Origin of the sequence: Persicimonas caeni, assembly GCF_006517175.1 — a bacterium.
In the GTDB taxonomy this organism is placed as follows: domain Bacteria; phylum Myxococcota_A; class Bradymonadia; order Bradymonadales; family Bradymonadaceae; genus Persicimonas; species Persicimonas caeni.
Window position 1 is genome coordinate 3,736,227 of record NZ_CP041186.1, and the last position, 14,474, is coordinate 3,750,700.

The window sequence follows — 14,474 nt, forward strand, 5'->3', positions numbered from 1 at the left end:
GAAGAGCATGCACTGGCCGACGCTTGGCAAAAACTTGCTGCGAATCCTGCTCACCGTGGGGCTGGTCTGCGGAATCGCCGCGGCGTTTCTGGTGCTCAACCCCTCGTCGCAAGACGGCGGGGTCGGGGTCGAGTCCTCGCAGGCCGACGTGCTGTGGATGACCCCCTTCGAGCGCACCAACACTCAGAAATTCGCCGGCGCGCTCCAAGATCTGGGCCACGAGCCGCCCCGGGCGTATAACCTGAACGGCAACGACGTCTACTTCTCGACGCGCACCTCGCACAAAAGCCCCGAGCTTTTGCTCGAAGAGTACCAGCGCGCCTTTGTCGAGCACGGGCTCAACAGCCGCATGTGGATGCAGAGCACCGACCAGTTCAGCCGGCTGCGAGGCTCCGAGGCGCACAAAAAGCGCTACGCCGAGCGCTCTGAGGCGGCGATCAACGGCGAAATTCTGCCCGCGGTGGTCAACAACGACTACATGTCGATGACGGGCATGGTCTTCGACAAAGGCGACGCCGAGGGCGAGACCTCCGAGCGCGCCATCGAGATGATCGATCAGATCGAGCAGACCACCGAGAAGCTGTCGAAGCTGTACGCTCAGTGCGGCGGCGACCCCGAGTTGGTCGACAAGGCGGCCGCCTCGCTCCAGCAGCCGCCCACCGGCAAGAAGCTGGGCAAGGCGATGAGCAAGCGCTCCTCGTGCGACGGCGGCGGCCCGAAGGTCTGCTCCGAGTGGCGCGTCCGGCTCAAGGCTGCGCAGACCGAGCTCAAGGCCTACACCGTCGCCATCAGCGAGCAGCCCGAGCTGCGCACCTGCGCCGCGCTGCGCAGCATGGACAAGGACACCGCCGAGAAGATCGCCACCGATTTCATCGAGCGGGTCGAGGGTTATCGCTCCATCGAGGCCTTCCGCGACCGCCAAAGCGGCCAGACCGTGGTCACCGCCAGCTGGAGCGACGAGGAGTTCGACATGAAGGCGGTGCTGCCCGATCGTTACGAGCACGAAGGTCAGACCGACGGTCCGGTGCCCGCGTGCGAGAGTTGCCGCCAGGCGTTCAACTTCGCCGGCAGCGGCGGCGAGTCGCCCTACTCGAGCAACGAGTTCTGGTCGCAAGAGTCGGTCGATCGCGTCGCGGTCGACTATATCCAGACCTTGGCCGCCGAGGGCTGGGAGCTTCGCGACGGCGAGCCGATCATGCAGCAACTCTATGGCCGCATGGACGCGCCGGCCGGCGTGGGCAAGTACCTGCGCTTTGCACGCGGCAACAAGCACATCACGCTGCACGTTCGCCCCGATCGTGAGCACGGCCGCACCGCGGTGACCGCCTTTACCTCGAACTGACCCCCACGCGGGTGGCTTTCGACCACTCGCGCGTTCCCTCCCCTTGTCAAAACCGATCGCGTTGGCTAGCACTGCACTGGTAGCGCTGCAACAGACGCCACCGTGGAGGCAGCGCTTCCAGCGCCCTTTTGGACCTGGAAGGCCGGCCTCCGATGGAAGAGCGCGACCCGCCCGGTTGTTGTTCCCGTGAAAGTCGCGATTAATTTCCGGGGCACATTAATCATTTATCTTATACACGGCGACGAATTAGGTATGGCATTCATTCCACGCGTTATTGAACAGACTCATCGTGGCGAGCGCGGCTGGGACATCTTTAGCCGATTGCTCAAAGACCGAATCATCTTTTTGGGGACGCCGGTCAACGATCACGTGGCCAACACGATCATCGCGCAGTTGCTGTATCTGGAGAGCGAGGACCCCGACAAAGAGATCTCGCTGTATATCAACTCGCCGGGCGGAAGCGTGACCGCCGGGCTGGCGATCTATGACACCATCCAGTACGTCCAGCCCGAGGTGGCCACGATCTGCTTGGGTCAAGCCGCCTCGATGGGCGCGGTGCTTCTGGCCGCCGGCGCCGAGGGCAAGCGCATGGCGCTTCCCAACGCGCGGGTGCTCATCCACCAGCCTTTGATGGGCGGGTTGAGCGGGCAGGCCACCGACATCGACATTCAGGCGCAAGAAATTATGAAGCTGCGCGAGACGTTGTCCGATGTGCTAGTGCGCCACACTGGTCAAACCAAAGAACGCATCGAAGAAGACACTGAGCGTGACTACTACATGAGTGCAATCGAGGCGAAAGAATATGGCCTGGTCGACCAGGTCATCGAAGGCCGCCCGGCCGCGCTCCAGCAGTGATCGAAGATCGGTAAACTGGCGAGCGCCCGGGGAGATTTTTGCCGAATCTCCAGATATGCTATTTTTGAGATCAGGTGGGCCGCCCGACGAGGCGCGCACCGATGATCGTGATTCGGGCATCGAATATACGCTCGCAAGCCCAGGATACAGCCGCGCGAGGACCACTCGCGCGGCTCCGGGCATTGAGATACGTCGCGAAGGACACACGAGATGACGAAGAAGGGAAACGACGGCGGCCACTCCAACCTGTGCTGCTCGTTCTGTGGCAAGAGCCAGCGCGAGGTCCAAAAGCTTATCGCGGGGCCGACTGTCTACATCTGCGATGAGTGCATCGGCCTTTGCGGTCACATCATCGACGAAGAGATGGACCGCGAAGATCGCGCCACGGGCCTGGCCAACGTGCCCAAGCCCATGGAGATCAAGGCCACGCTCGACGATTACGTGATCGGCCAGGAGCGCGCCAAAAAGATCTTGTCGGTGGCCGTGCACAACCACTACAAGCGCATCGAGAGCCACGTCGACGCCGACGAGGTCGAGCTGCAGAAGTCCAATATCCTGCTGATCGGCCCGACCGGCTGCGGCAAGACGCTTTTGGCGCAGACTCTGGCGCGCATCCTCGATGTGCCGTTCACGATCGCCGATGCGACCAGCCTGACCGAGGCGGGTTATGTGGGCGAGGACGTCGAGAATATCATCGTCAACCTGCTCCAAGCAGCTGACAACGACGTCGAGCGGGCCAGCCGCGGCATCATCTACATCGACGAGATCGATAAGATCGCGCGCAAAGGCGAGAACCCCTCGATCACCAAGGATGTCTCCGGTGAGGGCGTCCAACAGGCGTTGCTCAAGATCATCGAGGGCACCGTCGCCTCCATTCCTCCCAAAGGGGGGCGAAAGCACCCGCAGCAGGATTTCCTGCAGATCGACACCACCAATATCCTGTTCATCTGCGGCGGCGCGTTCAGCGGCCTCGAAGAGGTGATCACCCAGCGCGTCGGCCAGCGCAAGATGGGCTTTGGCTCGGACGTGCGCGACAACAACAAAGAGATGAGCGCCACCGAGTTGCTCGCTCAGTTGCAGCCTGAAGATCTGATGAAGTTCGGGCTGATCCCCGAATTCGTCGGCCGCCTGCCGGTGATCGCCACCCTCGACGAGCTCGATGAAGACGCGCTCGTCCAGATTCTGACCGAGCCGAAAAACGCGCTGGTCAAACAATACCGCAAGCTGTTTCGCATCGACGGGGTCGAGCTCGACTTCGACGAGGCCGCCCTCCGCGCGGTGTCGCGCAAGGCGCTGGGTCACAAGACCGGTGCCCGTGGACTGCGCACCATCCTCGAGCGCGTCATGCTCGAGTTGATGTACGAGGTGCCCGGCCGCAATGACCTCAAGAATGTGACCATCACCGAAGAGATGGTCGAAGAGGCCGACGACGCGGCCATCCAGTTCGAGGAGACGAAGGCCGAGAGCGCGTGAATAGCGAGAAGCAAACGAGCAAAAACAGCTAAATAGCGAAAATTTTTGCGAGTTTGCTGCGCGCAGGCTAAAACAGTGTCCTCATTGGGACGTCTCCCAATCTACGTAGTCATCAATCACTTACGCACGGGTGTGCCCACCGAGCTACTCGTGTCGACGGATCGAGGAAAGAATGCCGTTTTCCCATGATTCGGAGGGTGCGGGCGACCGCCCCACCCGGCGCCTGCCTCTTCTTCCCCTTCGCGACATCATCGTCTTTCCGAGCATGGTCGTTCCCCTGTTTGTGGGGCGCGAGAAGAGCATCAATGCGCTCGAAGAGGCGATGAACGCCAACAAAGAGATCGCGCTCGCCGCCCAGATCAAGTCGAAGACCAACAATCCCACCCAGGACGACATCTATCAGGTCGGCACCTTGGGTCGGATTGTGCAGCTGTTGCGGCTGCCCGACGGTACCGTGAAGGTGCTCGTGGAGGGCAAGCAGCGCCTGCGTATCGACCAATACGCCAAAAACGACAAGTACTTCGAGGTCGAAGTCGAGCTTGTCGAGCCGGGCGCCGAGAGCGACAAGGATATCGACGCGCTCGTCGAGATGGTGCGCTCGACCTTCGAGAAGTACGTCAAGCTGAACAAGCGCGTGCCCCCGGAGATGCTCAGCCAGGTGGCCAAGATCACCGATCCGGCCAAACTCGCCGACACGATCGTGGCGCAGTTGTCGCTCAAGCTCGCCGACAAGCAGCAGATTTTGGAGGCTTTCGACCCGGGTGATCGTCTCGAGAAGCTCTACGAGCTGATGCAGTCCGAGATCGAGATCCAGCAGGTCGAGCGCGACATTCGCTCGCGCGTCAAAAAGCAGATGGAGCGCACCCAGCGCGAGTTCTACGGCAAGAAGGACAACGACTCGAAGAAGTCGGGCAACAAGAAAAACCAGTTCAAGAACGACATCGACGAGCTCGAGGCGCGCATCGCCGAAAAGAAGCTTCCCGAAGACGCGCGCGAGCGTCTCGAGCAGGAGCTTCGCAAGCTCAAGATGATGAGCCCGATGAGCGCCGAGGCGACCGTCGCCCGCAACTATATCGACTGGGTGTTGTCGCTGCCCTGGTTCGAGATGACCGAGGATCGTCTCGACGTGGCCGAGGCCGAAAAGACCCTCGACGCCGACCACTTCGGTCTGGAGAAGCCCAAAGAGCGGATTCTCGAGCACTTGGCGGTGCAGTCGCTCGTCGAAGAGCCCCGCGGCCCGATCTTGTGCTTCGTGGGCCCTCCCGGCGTCGGTAAGACGTCGTTGGGCCGCTCGATTGCGCGGGCGACCAACCGCAATTTCGTGCGCTTGAGCCTGGGCGGCGTGCGCGACGAGGCCGAGATTCGCGGCCACCGACGCACCTACATCGGCTCGATGCCGGGCAAGCTCATCCAGTCGCTCAAGAAGGCCGAGAGCTCCAATCCGGTCTTCCTGCTCGACGAGATCGACAAGATGTCGACCGATTTCCGTGGCGACCCCAGCGCGGCCATGCTCGAGGTGCTCGACCCCGAGCAAAACGGCACGTTCAACGACCACTACCTCGACCTCGATTACGACCTGTCGAAGGTGATGTTCATCTGCACGGCCAACGATCTGCACAAGATCCCGGCGCCGCTGCGCGATCGCATGGAGATCATCCAGATTCCGGGCTACACCGATCGCGAGAAGCTCAAGATCGCGCGGCGCTACCTGATCCCGAAGCAACTCGAGAACAACGGCATCGCCGACATCGACGTGACGATCACCGATGATGCGATCGATCGCGTCATCCACCACTACACGCGTGAGGCCGGCGTGCGAAACCTCGAGCGCGAGCTCGGCTCGGTGTGTCGAAAGATCGCTCGGCGGGTGGTCGACGGTGAAGCCGACACGAGCTTTGTGGTCGAGGCCGACGACGTCAGCGAATTTCTGGGGCCGAGGCGCCACCAGAACCAGCGCTTGGAGCGCGAAGATCACGTCGGGCTGACCAACGGCATGGCGTGGACGCAATTTGGCGGAGTGATGCTGCACGCCGAGGTCACGATGATGGCCGGCACCGGAAAGATCGAGATCACCGGTAAGCTGGGCGACGTGATGCAAGAGTCGGCCAAGGCGGCGATCAGCTACGTGCGTACCCGGGCGGCGAACTTGGGACTGAGCCCCGACTTCCACAAGAAGGTCGACCTGCACGTGCACTTCCCTGAAGGCGCGCTTCCCAAAGACGGGCCGTCGGCCGGGATCACCATGGCCACCAGCCTGGTGAGCGCGCTCACCCAGATCCCGGTGCGCCACGACGTGGCGATGACCGGCGAGATCACCCTGCGTGGACGAGTCTTGCCCATCGGCGGCCTCAAAGAAAAGCTCTTGGCCGCGCATCGCACCGGTATTCGCACCGTGCTGATCCCGAAGCAGAACACCAAGGATCTCGAAGAGGTGCCCGAAGTCGTGCGCGACGCGCTCGAGATCGTGCCGGTCAAGCATTTTGACGAGGTGTTGCGCTACGCGCTGAGCCTGGAGCAGCCCGAGGCATTCTTGCGCCAGCTCCGACAGCCGATCCTGCCGCCCAATATCCTTTTGGATGACAGCGACAGGCGCATGTCAGTGGGCCGATCGGACGAGGAGATGGAGCCCGCTACGGCTGCGTCGGCGGTCCAAATGGACGACCCGCCCATCCACTAGAAGGGCGTTGAAAAAAAGTCGCGGGCAAAAGTGAAAAAAAGGCTTGACGAAGGAATGAGCCTCCCTTATTTTCCGTTTCCGCTTTGAACGGGAGTCACACGATTCCCATCGGGCGCATAGCTCAGCGGGAGAGCGGCTGCCTTACAAGCAGTAGGTCCCTGGTTCAATCCCAGGTGCGCCCATGCCGCAACTCTCGAGGAGCGGCGAAGAGGTTGAAAAGGGGTGGTAGTTCAGCTGGTTAGAATGCTGGCCTGTCACGCCAGAGGTCGCGGGTTCGAGTCCCGTCCACCCCGCTTTTTCACCTCCACAAATCGTACCCTCACGGGTATGCAAAGCCGGGGTGGTAGTTCAGCTGGTTAGAATGCTGGCCTGTCACGCCAGAGGTCGCGGGTTCGAGTCCCGTCCACCCCGCTCATCGACCCGAAGTCGCCCGCGACTTCGGGTCGAATCGTTTCTTGGTCCCACCGGCGCGCAACCCCCGCTCAAGTTTGACACTTTACTAGCGTATCGAGTACCTTCGAGCCTGTTGATTTGACTTGTCGAACGTAAGTTGTGTCCAAGGGTTTGGGATGCTCGGAGTAAAACGGAGCGGCGTCTGCCTTGCTTTCTTCCTGGTTTGTCTGGGGCTGATCTCTGCAGGTTGCGGTGACAACGGCAACGGAGATGGCGGCGAGACGGTATTTTTGTACGTCACTAACGGTTATCCCGGGGCGAGCAGCCTGACTCTGTACGGGCCGACCGGAAAGCTGGTGTCCGGCCTTCCCTTCGGTAAGCGCACCGAGGAGCCCATCGAGGTGGACCGCAACGTCAACTCGACGGCGTTCACGCTCGTGCTCGACGGCGCGCCCACCGAGATGCTTCTGAGCAAGCCGCTCTTCTCGATGTATCCCCAGGAGACCGGCACGCTGATCGTGAGCCGTCGCTCCAACGAAGCGGCCGCCGACGCCACGCTGTACCGGCACATCCGCACCCCGGATCCCGACTGCGTGACCATCTTCGGCAACTCGCTGTCGTTGAATAACTCGCTGATGCCCGACCAGTTGCTGTCGTACTCGTATCAGACCGAGTGGAACGTCAGCCCGCAGCCCATGTACGACGAGTCGCTCGAGCAGTACGCGACCACCCGCTGCGGCTTCACGCCCGTGCCCGACAACTACAAGCGTCCCCAGGTGCACACGCAGATCGCCAACGATCCGTGGTTCTTCCCGGTGACCGGCCAGAACAACACCTACACGCTGGTGTGGGGCGTGCGCAGAACAGACCCGCGCACCGGCGAGCAGCGCTCCGAAGGCTTGAGCGTCAGCGGCCAGATCTACGCCGAGCCGACCACTGAAGATTTCATGGAGTGTCTGTCGAGCGCGGTGACCATCGAGCAGGAAGACACCGGTGGCGGTGGCGGCGGCGGTGGACAAACGGCCGAGCAAGAGTGCCCCACGCCGACTGGCCCGGCCGGTCCTGACGGCAACCCCACCTACGCCGAGAGCCAGGTGGTGTGGAACGTCGAGACCCTCCAGACCTGCTTCGAGCCGTTCACCTACTCGGGCTACCCCGTCGAGCCGGGCCAGCCGGACACCTTCCAGGCCTTCTCGATGAGCCCGGTGCAAAACGGCCAAGATCTGACTTGTGGCTCGAAGGTGCGCGTGCGCACCCCGGTCCAAGATCTGATCTTCCAGAACGTCGACGACAGCATCCCCGGCTACATCGAAGGCGAGGGTGGCTTCATCGAGATCGACGCGACTTACCCGGCCAGTGAGCAGCACTTCTTCGTGGTGTTCGGCCGACCGGTCAACGCTTTCGTCCAACAGTGGAACGGTGAGGAGACCTCGGTCGACCTGGGCGAATACCCCTATCCGGGCGACCTCGTGCCGGATTACGCTGCCTCATCCAACTAAAGAACCGACGGCGCGCAGGCCGTCGTCGGCCTGCGCGCTTGCTTCTGCTTCATGACCCACAAACGCTGTCGCAGCACCCTCCTCCTGATTCTCTTGTTGGCCCTTCCGGCCTGCAGCGACGCTCAAGATCCGTCGCCGTCGAACGCCTCTCCGCTCCAACCCCTCATCTACACCGAGCGCCCGGACCTGTCGCCGGAGGCCGCCGCTGTGCGCGAGCGCCGACTGATGCGTCATCTTCTCGATGGCTCGAACGCTTCGGGCAACTGGGGAAGCCTCGAGAAGCGAAGCCAGACGCGCCGCCAGCCGATGTCGACCGCCGAGGCGCTAGGTCAGGCGATGTTCACCGCGCTCGTCGAACGCGACGAGGACCTGTGGGACTCGGTCTTTGTCGCCCCTGCCGATTACGCCGGCATGGTCCACCTCGAACTCGACCGCTCGCGCAAGTTCGTCGACGACATTCAGGGCAAGAGCGGGGAGGTGTGGCGAAGCTTCGAGGTCGGTCGTGCATCCGAGGCCCCCGAAGGCGGCTTCGCCGGCCTGCTCGAGTTCCATAGTCTCGAACTCGGCGAGGGGCGCACCCTCGACGGACCCATCGCCGAGGAGGGCGAGCCGATCGCCCAGCATTGGGGCAACGTGCTGCGTCTTCGCCTCAAGGGCTCCGACGTGATCTTCGAGCTGCGCGTCCCCAAGATTTTGCGCATCGCTCACCCTCGCCACCACCCCAACCAGCCCGGACTCGGCGTCGCCTCGGCGGTTCAGATGAGCTCGCAGCTCGAGGTCTATTTGCGCGCCGGCCTGCACTTGAAGCCGCAGTTGCTCGAGACGCGCGAATATCCCTACCCGCTGGCGGTGGGGAACTTCTGGCGCTACCGACGAAGCCTGCAGGATGCGGCCAAGGCCGCCGAGGCGGGCCCCGATTCGATTAAACAAGCTCCGACCCAACAAGATCCCACCAAACAAGCTCCGAGCGAACAAGCTCCGAGTGAACAAGCTCCGAGTGAACAAGCTTCGCCCGAAGACGCCAACCCGGCGCTGTCGGCGAGCGGGCTTCGCGCCACCGAGACGCTGCTCGAGGTCACCTCGGTCGACCGCTACGGAAGCTGGCGGTTGGTCACGCTTCGTCGCTCGTACAACGACGAGAAGCTGACCACCATCGACCAGCACTGGCTGGTGCTCCCGCGGCGCATCTACCGGTGTTCGTCGGTCTGCCGGGTGCACGCCGATGATCTCGGCTGGCTGCTGTCTTACCTCGACCGACAAACCCCGCTCTTTCGCTTCCCCATGCGCCTCGACGAGGGCTGGGGCGAAGGCGGCCAAAGCGGCGAGGACGACGAGGTGTTCCAGGTCGCCGGCGACTGGCACGACATCCTGGTGCCGGCAGGAAGCTACGCCAACACGGTCGCCATCGAGGGCACTGGCCCGCTCGAGGCCATCGACCGCTACTACCGCGGCCGCGGCCAGACCCGCTACTTCTCCCACGGCCGTGGCGTCGTCCAGCGTGTGATCCACGCCAGCACCGACGGCGACCAACCCGCGGTCGTCGAAAAGCTCATCGAGTCGCGCATCATGCCCCGCTAGCCACAAGTGAAAAATTGAACAATTGACACTTGAGAGGGGGCTTGGGTAACCTTTTGCTAACGACTTACTCACACACATCCGGTGCACCGCAAGTCCGAGCTTGGCGGGAGCTAGGAAGGGTTCTGGGATGTTCGACGATGACCCATTCGAGTCAGTGGATCAGCAAGAGTTAGAGGAATTGTCGGAGGCGGTGCGCGACGAGGAGGCTGAGGGCCTTCAGGCGTCCATGCTCCCGACGTTGAGCTCTGTTATTGACGCGCTGGCCCAGAAGGTCGAAGAGCGCGCGCTGGTCGGCCTGGTGATGTTCGACGCGAGCAACTTGGGGGCCTGGGAGCGCCAGCACGGAGCGTCGGCCTACGACGCCGTGTTGGGGCGGTTGGCCCACAACGTCGAGCGTCTGCGCGGCCAGTCGGTGCGCGCCGAAGACGTCGTCTGCCTCGACGCGGTCGGCGGCGAGGCGGTGCTCGTCTTTTTGACGCGCCCGCGCGACGAGGACACCCCGGGCGCGGTCGACTTCGAGGAAATCGTCGGCCAGATCACCCGCGATGTCTTCGAGCCGAGCCACGACGCGCAACTGGTCGTCCACCAGGCGTTCGAAAAGATCGCCTCGGGCAGCGCGCTGATCATTCGCAACAGCTCGGTCGACCCGCGCCGCGAGATCTACCGGTCGATTCGGCGGGCACGCTCGGACGCTCAGGCGAACTACCTGGAGATGCAGCGCCGCCGTCACCGCGTGGTCGGCCAGATGATCGCGCACCGCAAGATCCACACGCTCTACCAGCCGATCGTGCGGCTCGATTCCAACGACATCATGGGCTTCGAGGCGCTCAGCCGCGCGGCCGAGGCGGACTCCGAGCAGCTCGGCGTGCACCTGTTCGTGGCCGCGGCGCGCGCCGACCTCGAAGGCGAGCTCGACCAGACCTGCCGCGCCCTTTCGGTGCGGCGTCGGCCGGGCCTGAAGACCACCCGCAAGCTGTTCATCAACTGCCTGCCGCCGACCTTCTACCACCCGATGGAAGATCTCGAGTTGCTCATCGACGCGTGGCTCGACGACGGCCTGAGCCCCGAGCAACTCGTCTTCGAGATCACCGAGAATATCACCCACGACCAGGCCCAGCGTATCCTTCCGAGCGTGCGTCGGCTGCGCGCGCGCGGCTTCAAGTTCGCGCTCGACGACATGGGCACCGGCACCACCAACCTTCGGCTTCTGACCGACCTGGAGCCGGACTACATCAAGATGGATATCACGCTGACGCGCGGCATCGCCCACAGCGCCCAAAAGCAGGCGCTGGCTCGGTACCTGCTCGAACTTGGCGAACGCTGCGGCGCCGAACTCATCGCCGAGGGCATCGAGGGGCCCGACGACTGCGACACCTTGCGCTCGCTGGGCTTTATGCTCGGCCAGGGCTTTTATCTTGGGCGCCCGCAGCCCCGCGAGAGCTACGCCGAGGCGATGGCGGAGTAGTCCCCTCCGCCTTGCTCACAGCGGCTTCGGCACCTACCCGCCCGGGCAGGGGTTTCATTTGCAGATCTGCGCACGTTCGTATAATTCCACAACGTACGTGCACCCAACTCTTTACAATTCGAGGATGACGATGGCCGATCGCAGCAAAGTCATACGTGATGTCACGATCTTTACGCCCGACGGGCGCGTCGAGGGCGACTGCCTCATCGAGAATGGCCGGATCGCCGAGATTGGCGAGGTGACCGGCACCGCCGACACCGAGATCGACGGCAAGGGCCGCTGGTTGTGGCCGGGGGCGATCGACGGCCACGTGCATTTTCGCGAGCCGGGCCCGACCTACAAAGAAGACTGGCACACCGGCTCGTCGGCGGCGGTGGCCGGCGGGGTGACCACCGTCTTCGAGATGCCCAACACCAAGCCCACCACTACCACCGTCGAGCGGCTGCGTGAGAAGCGCGCGCTCGCCTCGGAGAAGACGCTGTGCAACTTCGGGCTCTTCTTCGGCGCCGGTCCCAACAACCACGACGAGATTCGCAAAGCCCAGGGCGTGCCCGGCCTCAAGATCTTTATGGGCTGCTCGACCGGTGACCTGCTCGTCTACCGTGAAGAGGACCTCGACGAGGTCTTCGCCGCCTGGCTCGGCAAGGTGTGCGTGCACGCCGAGAGCGAGCTTCGGTTGCGCGAGCGCGCCGAGAAGTTCGAGGGCCGCGATGATCCCAAGGTCCACTCCGAGATCCGCGACCCCCGCGCCGCCGCCGAGGCGGTCGAGTTGGCCACGAAGCTCGCCCTCGACCACGGCCGAGACCTACACGTGCTGCACCTGTCGACCCTCGACGAGCTCGAGGTGCTCGACGCGGCGCGCGAGAAGGCCCAGGAGCACGGCCTGAACACCCGCATCACCTGCGAGGTGTGCCCGCACCACCTGTTCATGAACACCGACGCCTACGACGAATGGGGCACCCGCGTGCGCATGAACCCGCCGCTTCGCAGCGAGGAGCACCGCAAGGCGATGTGGGAGGGGCTCGACGAGGGCGCCATCCAGATGATCGCCACCGACCACGCCCCCCACACCATCGAAGAGAAGGATCGCCCCTACCGCGAAGCCCCCAGCGGGGTGCCGGGCGTCGAGACGATGCTCCCGCTGATGCTCGACGCCGCCCACCGCGGCGAGTGCTCCTACGAGGACGTGCTCGAATGGGTATGCCACGCGCCCGCCGAGATCTACGGCGTCGTCGGCCGCAGCAAAATCGAGCAGGGCAATCACGCCGACCTGGTGCTCATCGACCCGAAGATGACGCGCGAGGTGCGCGACGAAGACCAGTTCACCAAGTGCCAGTGGACGCCATGGGCGGGCCGCGAGCTCACCGGCTGGCCGGTGCTCACGCTGGTCAACGGCGAAGTGGCGTATCGGCGCGACGACGACGGGCGGGGTGAGGTCGTCGGTCGGGTGGGAATGGGTGTGGAAGTGGAGTTCGAGTAAGAGAGACGAACCGCGAAGGGCGCCAAGCGCCCTTCGCGGTTCATTCCCCGGTTTTATTCGAAGTAGAACACCCCGCGCAAATCCTCGGTCGCCGAGATCGGCGAGTCCCCTTTCCACGACTTCACGCGGAACTGGTAGTACATCCCCGGCTCGGTGGGCCCACCGTAGTCGATGCTCACCGTGTCATTGCCGGTCACGCGGTCAACTTGCTGGCCGTCGTTATCCCACACCAAATCGCCGTAGGCGTTGTAGACCTCGACGGTGTAGAAGTCCTCGCTGCTGTCGTCGGCCCACTCGAGCGTCGGCGCGGCGCTGACCATCTCGGGGCGCTCGGGGCCGGGGCTGATGACGGCGAGCGCCTCGGTAACCTTGAACGAGTCTGCCAGGCTGACGTCGGTGTCGCCGGCGGCCGGGTCGATGGTGACCGTCACAAAGTCGGTGCCGGCGATATTCTGGTCGGGGTCGCGCACCAGATCGTCGTTTTCGAACGCGGCCAGCACCACGTACTCACCGGCGGGGACGCCTTCGATGGTCCAGGCGCCTTCGACGTCGGGCGCACCCGAGCGCGGCGCGCGCAGCCCGGGCGGCACCTCGCCGCGCACGAACGTGTCGTCGAAGGTGTCGGCGACCACCAGCACCACGCTGGTCTGCGCGCCGCCCGGGGCGTTGACGATATTGACGTCGCCCGACAGCGTGGCCGTCGCTTCATCGGATACGCTCAGATCGACGTCCTCGACCGGATCGCTCGCCACCGTCGCCCCCTCGGGCACGAGCTGAAGGCCGGCGGCGTAGCCGCGCACCTCGTAGTCGCCGGCGGGCACGTTGAAGATCTTGTAGTTGCCCTCGCGGTCGGTCACCGCGCTGTAGGCTCGGTCGGCGCCCGCGGCGACCACGAGCACGCCGGCGTTGTTGTCCTCGGCGAGCACGGAGCCTGCGATGCTCGGGTTGCCCTGGGCATTGGCGGGCAGCGGGATGAGCACGACCTCGGTGGGCGTGCCCGAGATGGTCCAGCCGTCCTCGTCTCGCCCCTCCATACGCTGGGCAGTCGAGGTGTTGATGGGCAGCGCGGTGCGAAGCCCGCTGGGGAAGGTCTGGTAGTCTTGGGCGTCGGCGCGAAGCGTAAACGAGGTGTCGACCGGCGCGCCCTCGGAGTTTCGAACCACCGGCACGGCCAGCGAGTAGTTGCCCTCGGCGTCGCTGACGGCCACATCGGTCACGGCGAACTTCTGCTCGTCGAGGCCGATGATATGCGCGCCTTCGATGGGCGCGTCGTCGGTCGAATCGCGCACGATGCCTTCGATAAACACCGGCGCGTAGCAGGCGTGCGAGCCGTCCTCGACCTCGGCGCAGGTCAGCTCGGAGAGGCAGTGGGAGGTGTCGGCCGCCGGGTCGCAGGTACCGCCCGACGAGCTCAGACAGCGATCGGTGCCTTCCCCGTCGTCGACGCACGAGCCGCTCTCGCACGGTTTGTCGAGCGAGGCGTCACACGCCTCGCCGAGCGCGGCCGGAGGCGGATCGTCGTCACCGCACGCGGTGAGCGCCAGAAGCGGAAGAAGAAGCAGGACAATATTCAGTCGCATACGTTGGGGCCACATAAAGGACCTCACAATTAAGAGCTGAGTTGTGTGGCAAAGATGCTTCGTCGAGTGTAGCGACGATGGTGGGTGTATACAAATTCAGATTGCAATTGGGGGCCAAGTGAGGGAGGTCCT

Annotated in this window: 9 protein-coding genes and 3 tRNA genes; 11 read left to right on the forward strand and 1 reads right to left on the reverse strand. The window is 63.8% G+C overall.

Annotated elements, in window-relative coordinates; genetic code table 11:
- The first annotated feature begins 7 nt into the window (after positions 1 to 7).
- The 11 genes from FIV42_RS13915 to FIV42_RS13965 all read left to right on the forward strand — a co-directional run bounded on the left by FIV42_RS13915 (position 8) and on the right by FIV42_RS13965 (position 12,762).
- Entirely contained in the window at positions 8 to 1,342 is a 1,335-nt protein-coding gene (locus FIV42_RS13915; protein WP_141198280.1) for a hypothetical protein, read from the forward strand.
- A gap of 252 nt (positions 1,343 to 1,594) precedes the next feature.
- On the forward strand, positions 1,595 to 2,197 hold the full coding sequence (gene clpP / locus FIV42_RS13920) for an ATP-dependent Clp endopeptidase proteolytic subunit ClpP (protein ID WP_141198281.1): 603 nt from the start codon (positions 1,595 to 1,597) through the stop codon (positions 2,195 to 2,197).
- Positions 2,198 to 2,407: 210 nt separating this feature from the next.
- Entirely contained in the window at positions 2,408 to 3,670 is a 1,263-nt protein-coding gene (clpX, locus tag FIV42_RS13925) for an ATP-dependent Clp protease ATP-binding subunit ClpX (protein ID WP_141198282.1), read from the forward strand.
- A gap of 172 nt (positions 3,671 to 3,842) precedes the next feature.
- On the forward strand, positions 3,843 to 6,347 hold the full coding sequence (gene lon, locus FIV42_RS13930; protein ID WP_141198283.1) for an endopeptidase La: 2,505 nt from the start codon (positions 3,843 to 3,845) through the stop codon (positions 6,345 to 6,347).
- Positions 6,348 to 6,457: 110 nt separating this feature from the next.
- Positions 6,458 to 6,529, forward strand: a tRNA-Val gene (locus FIV42_RS13935).
- A 37-nt stretch (positions 6,530 to 6,566) separates the two neighbouring features.
- Positions 6,567 to 6,640: transfer RNA gene (locus FIV42_RS13940), tRNA-Asp, on the forward strand.
- A 44-nt stretch (positions 6,641 to 6,684) separates the two neighbouring features.
- A tRNA-Asp gene (locus FIV42_RS13945) sits at positions 6,685 to 6,758 on the forward strand.
- A gap of 158 nt (positions 6,759 to 6,916) precedes the next feature.
- Positions 6,917 to 8,239, forward strand: coding sequence for a hypothetical protein (locus tag FIV42_RS13950; RefSeq protein WP_141198284.1), 1,323 nt, complete (start codon positions 6,917 to 6,919; stop codon positions 8,237 to 8,239).
- A gap of 51 nt (positions 8,240 to 8,290) precedes the next feature.
- Positions 8,291 to 9,817, forward strand: coding sequence for a hypothetical protein (locus FIV42_RS13955; RefSeq protein ID WP_141198285.1), 1,527 nt, complete (start codon positions 8,291 to 8,293; stop codon positions 9,815 to 9,817).
- 127 nt (positions 9,818 to 9,944) lie between these two features.
- Positions 9,945 to 11,282: an EAL domain-containing protein gene (locus FIV42_RS13960; RefSeq protein WP_141198286.1), complete on the forward strand. Its 1,338-nt coding sequence runs from the start codon at positions 9,945 to 9,947 to the stop codon at positions 11,280 to 11,282.
- Positions 11,283 to 11,412: 130 nt separating this feature from the next.
- A complete protein-coding gene (locus tag FIV42_RS13965; protein ID WP_168210635.1) occupies positions 11,413 to 12,762 on the forward strand; it encodes a dihydroorotase in 1,350 nt (449 codons plus the stop codon).
- 53 nt (positions 12,763 to 12,815) lie between these two features.
- Here FIV42_RS13965 and FIV42_RS13970 read toward each other — a convergent pair whose 3' ends face one another.
- Positions 12,816 to 14,342 carry a carboxypeptidase-like regulatory domain-containing protein gene (locus FIV42_RS13970; RefSeq protein ID WP_141198288.1) on the reverse strand — a complete coding sequence of 509 codons (1,527 nt, stop codon included), beginning with the start codon at positions 14,340 to 14,342 and terminating at the stop codon, positions 12,816 to 12,818.
- Positions 14,343 to 14,474: the final 132 nt, after the last annotated feature.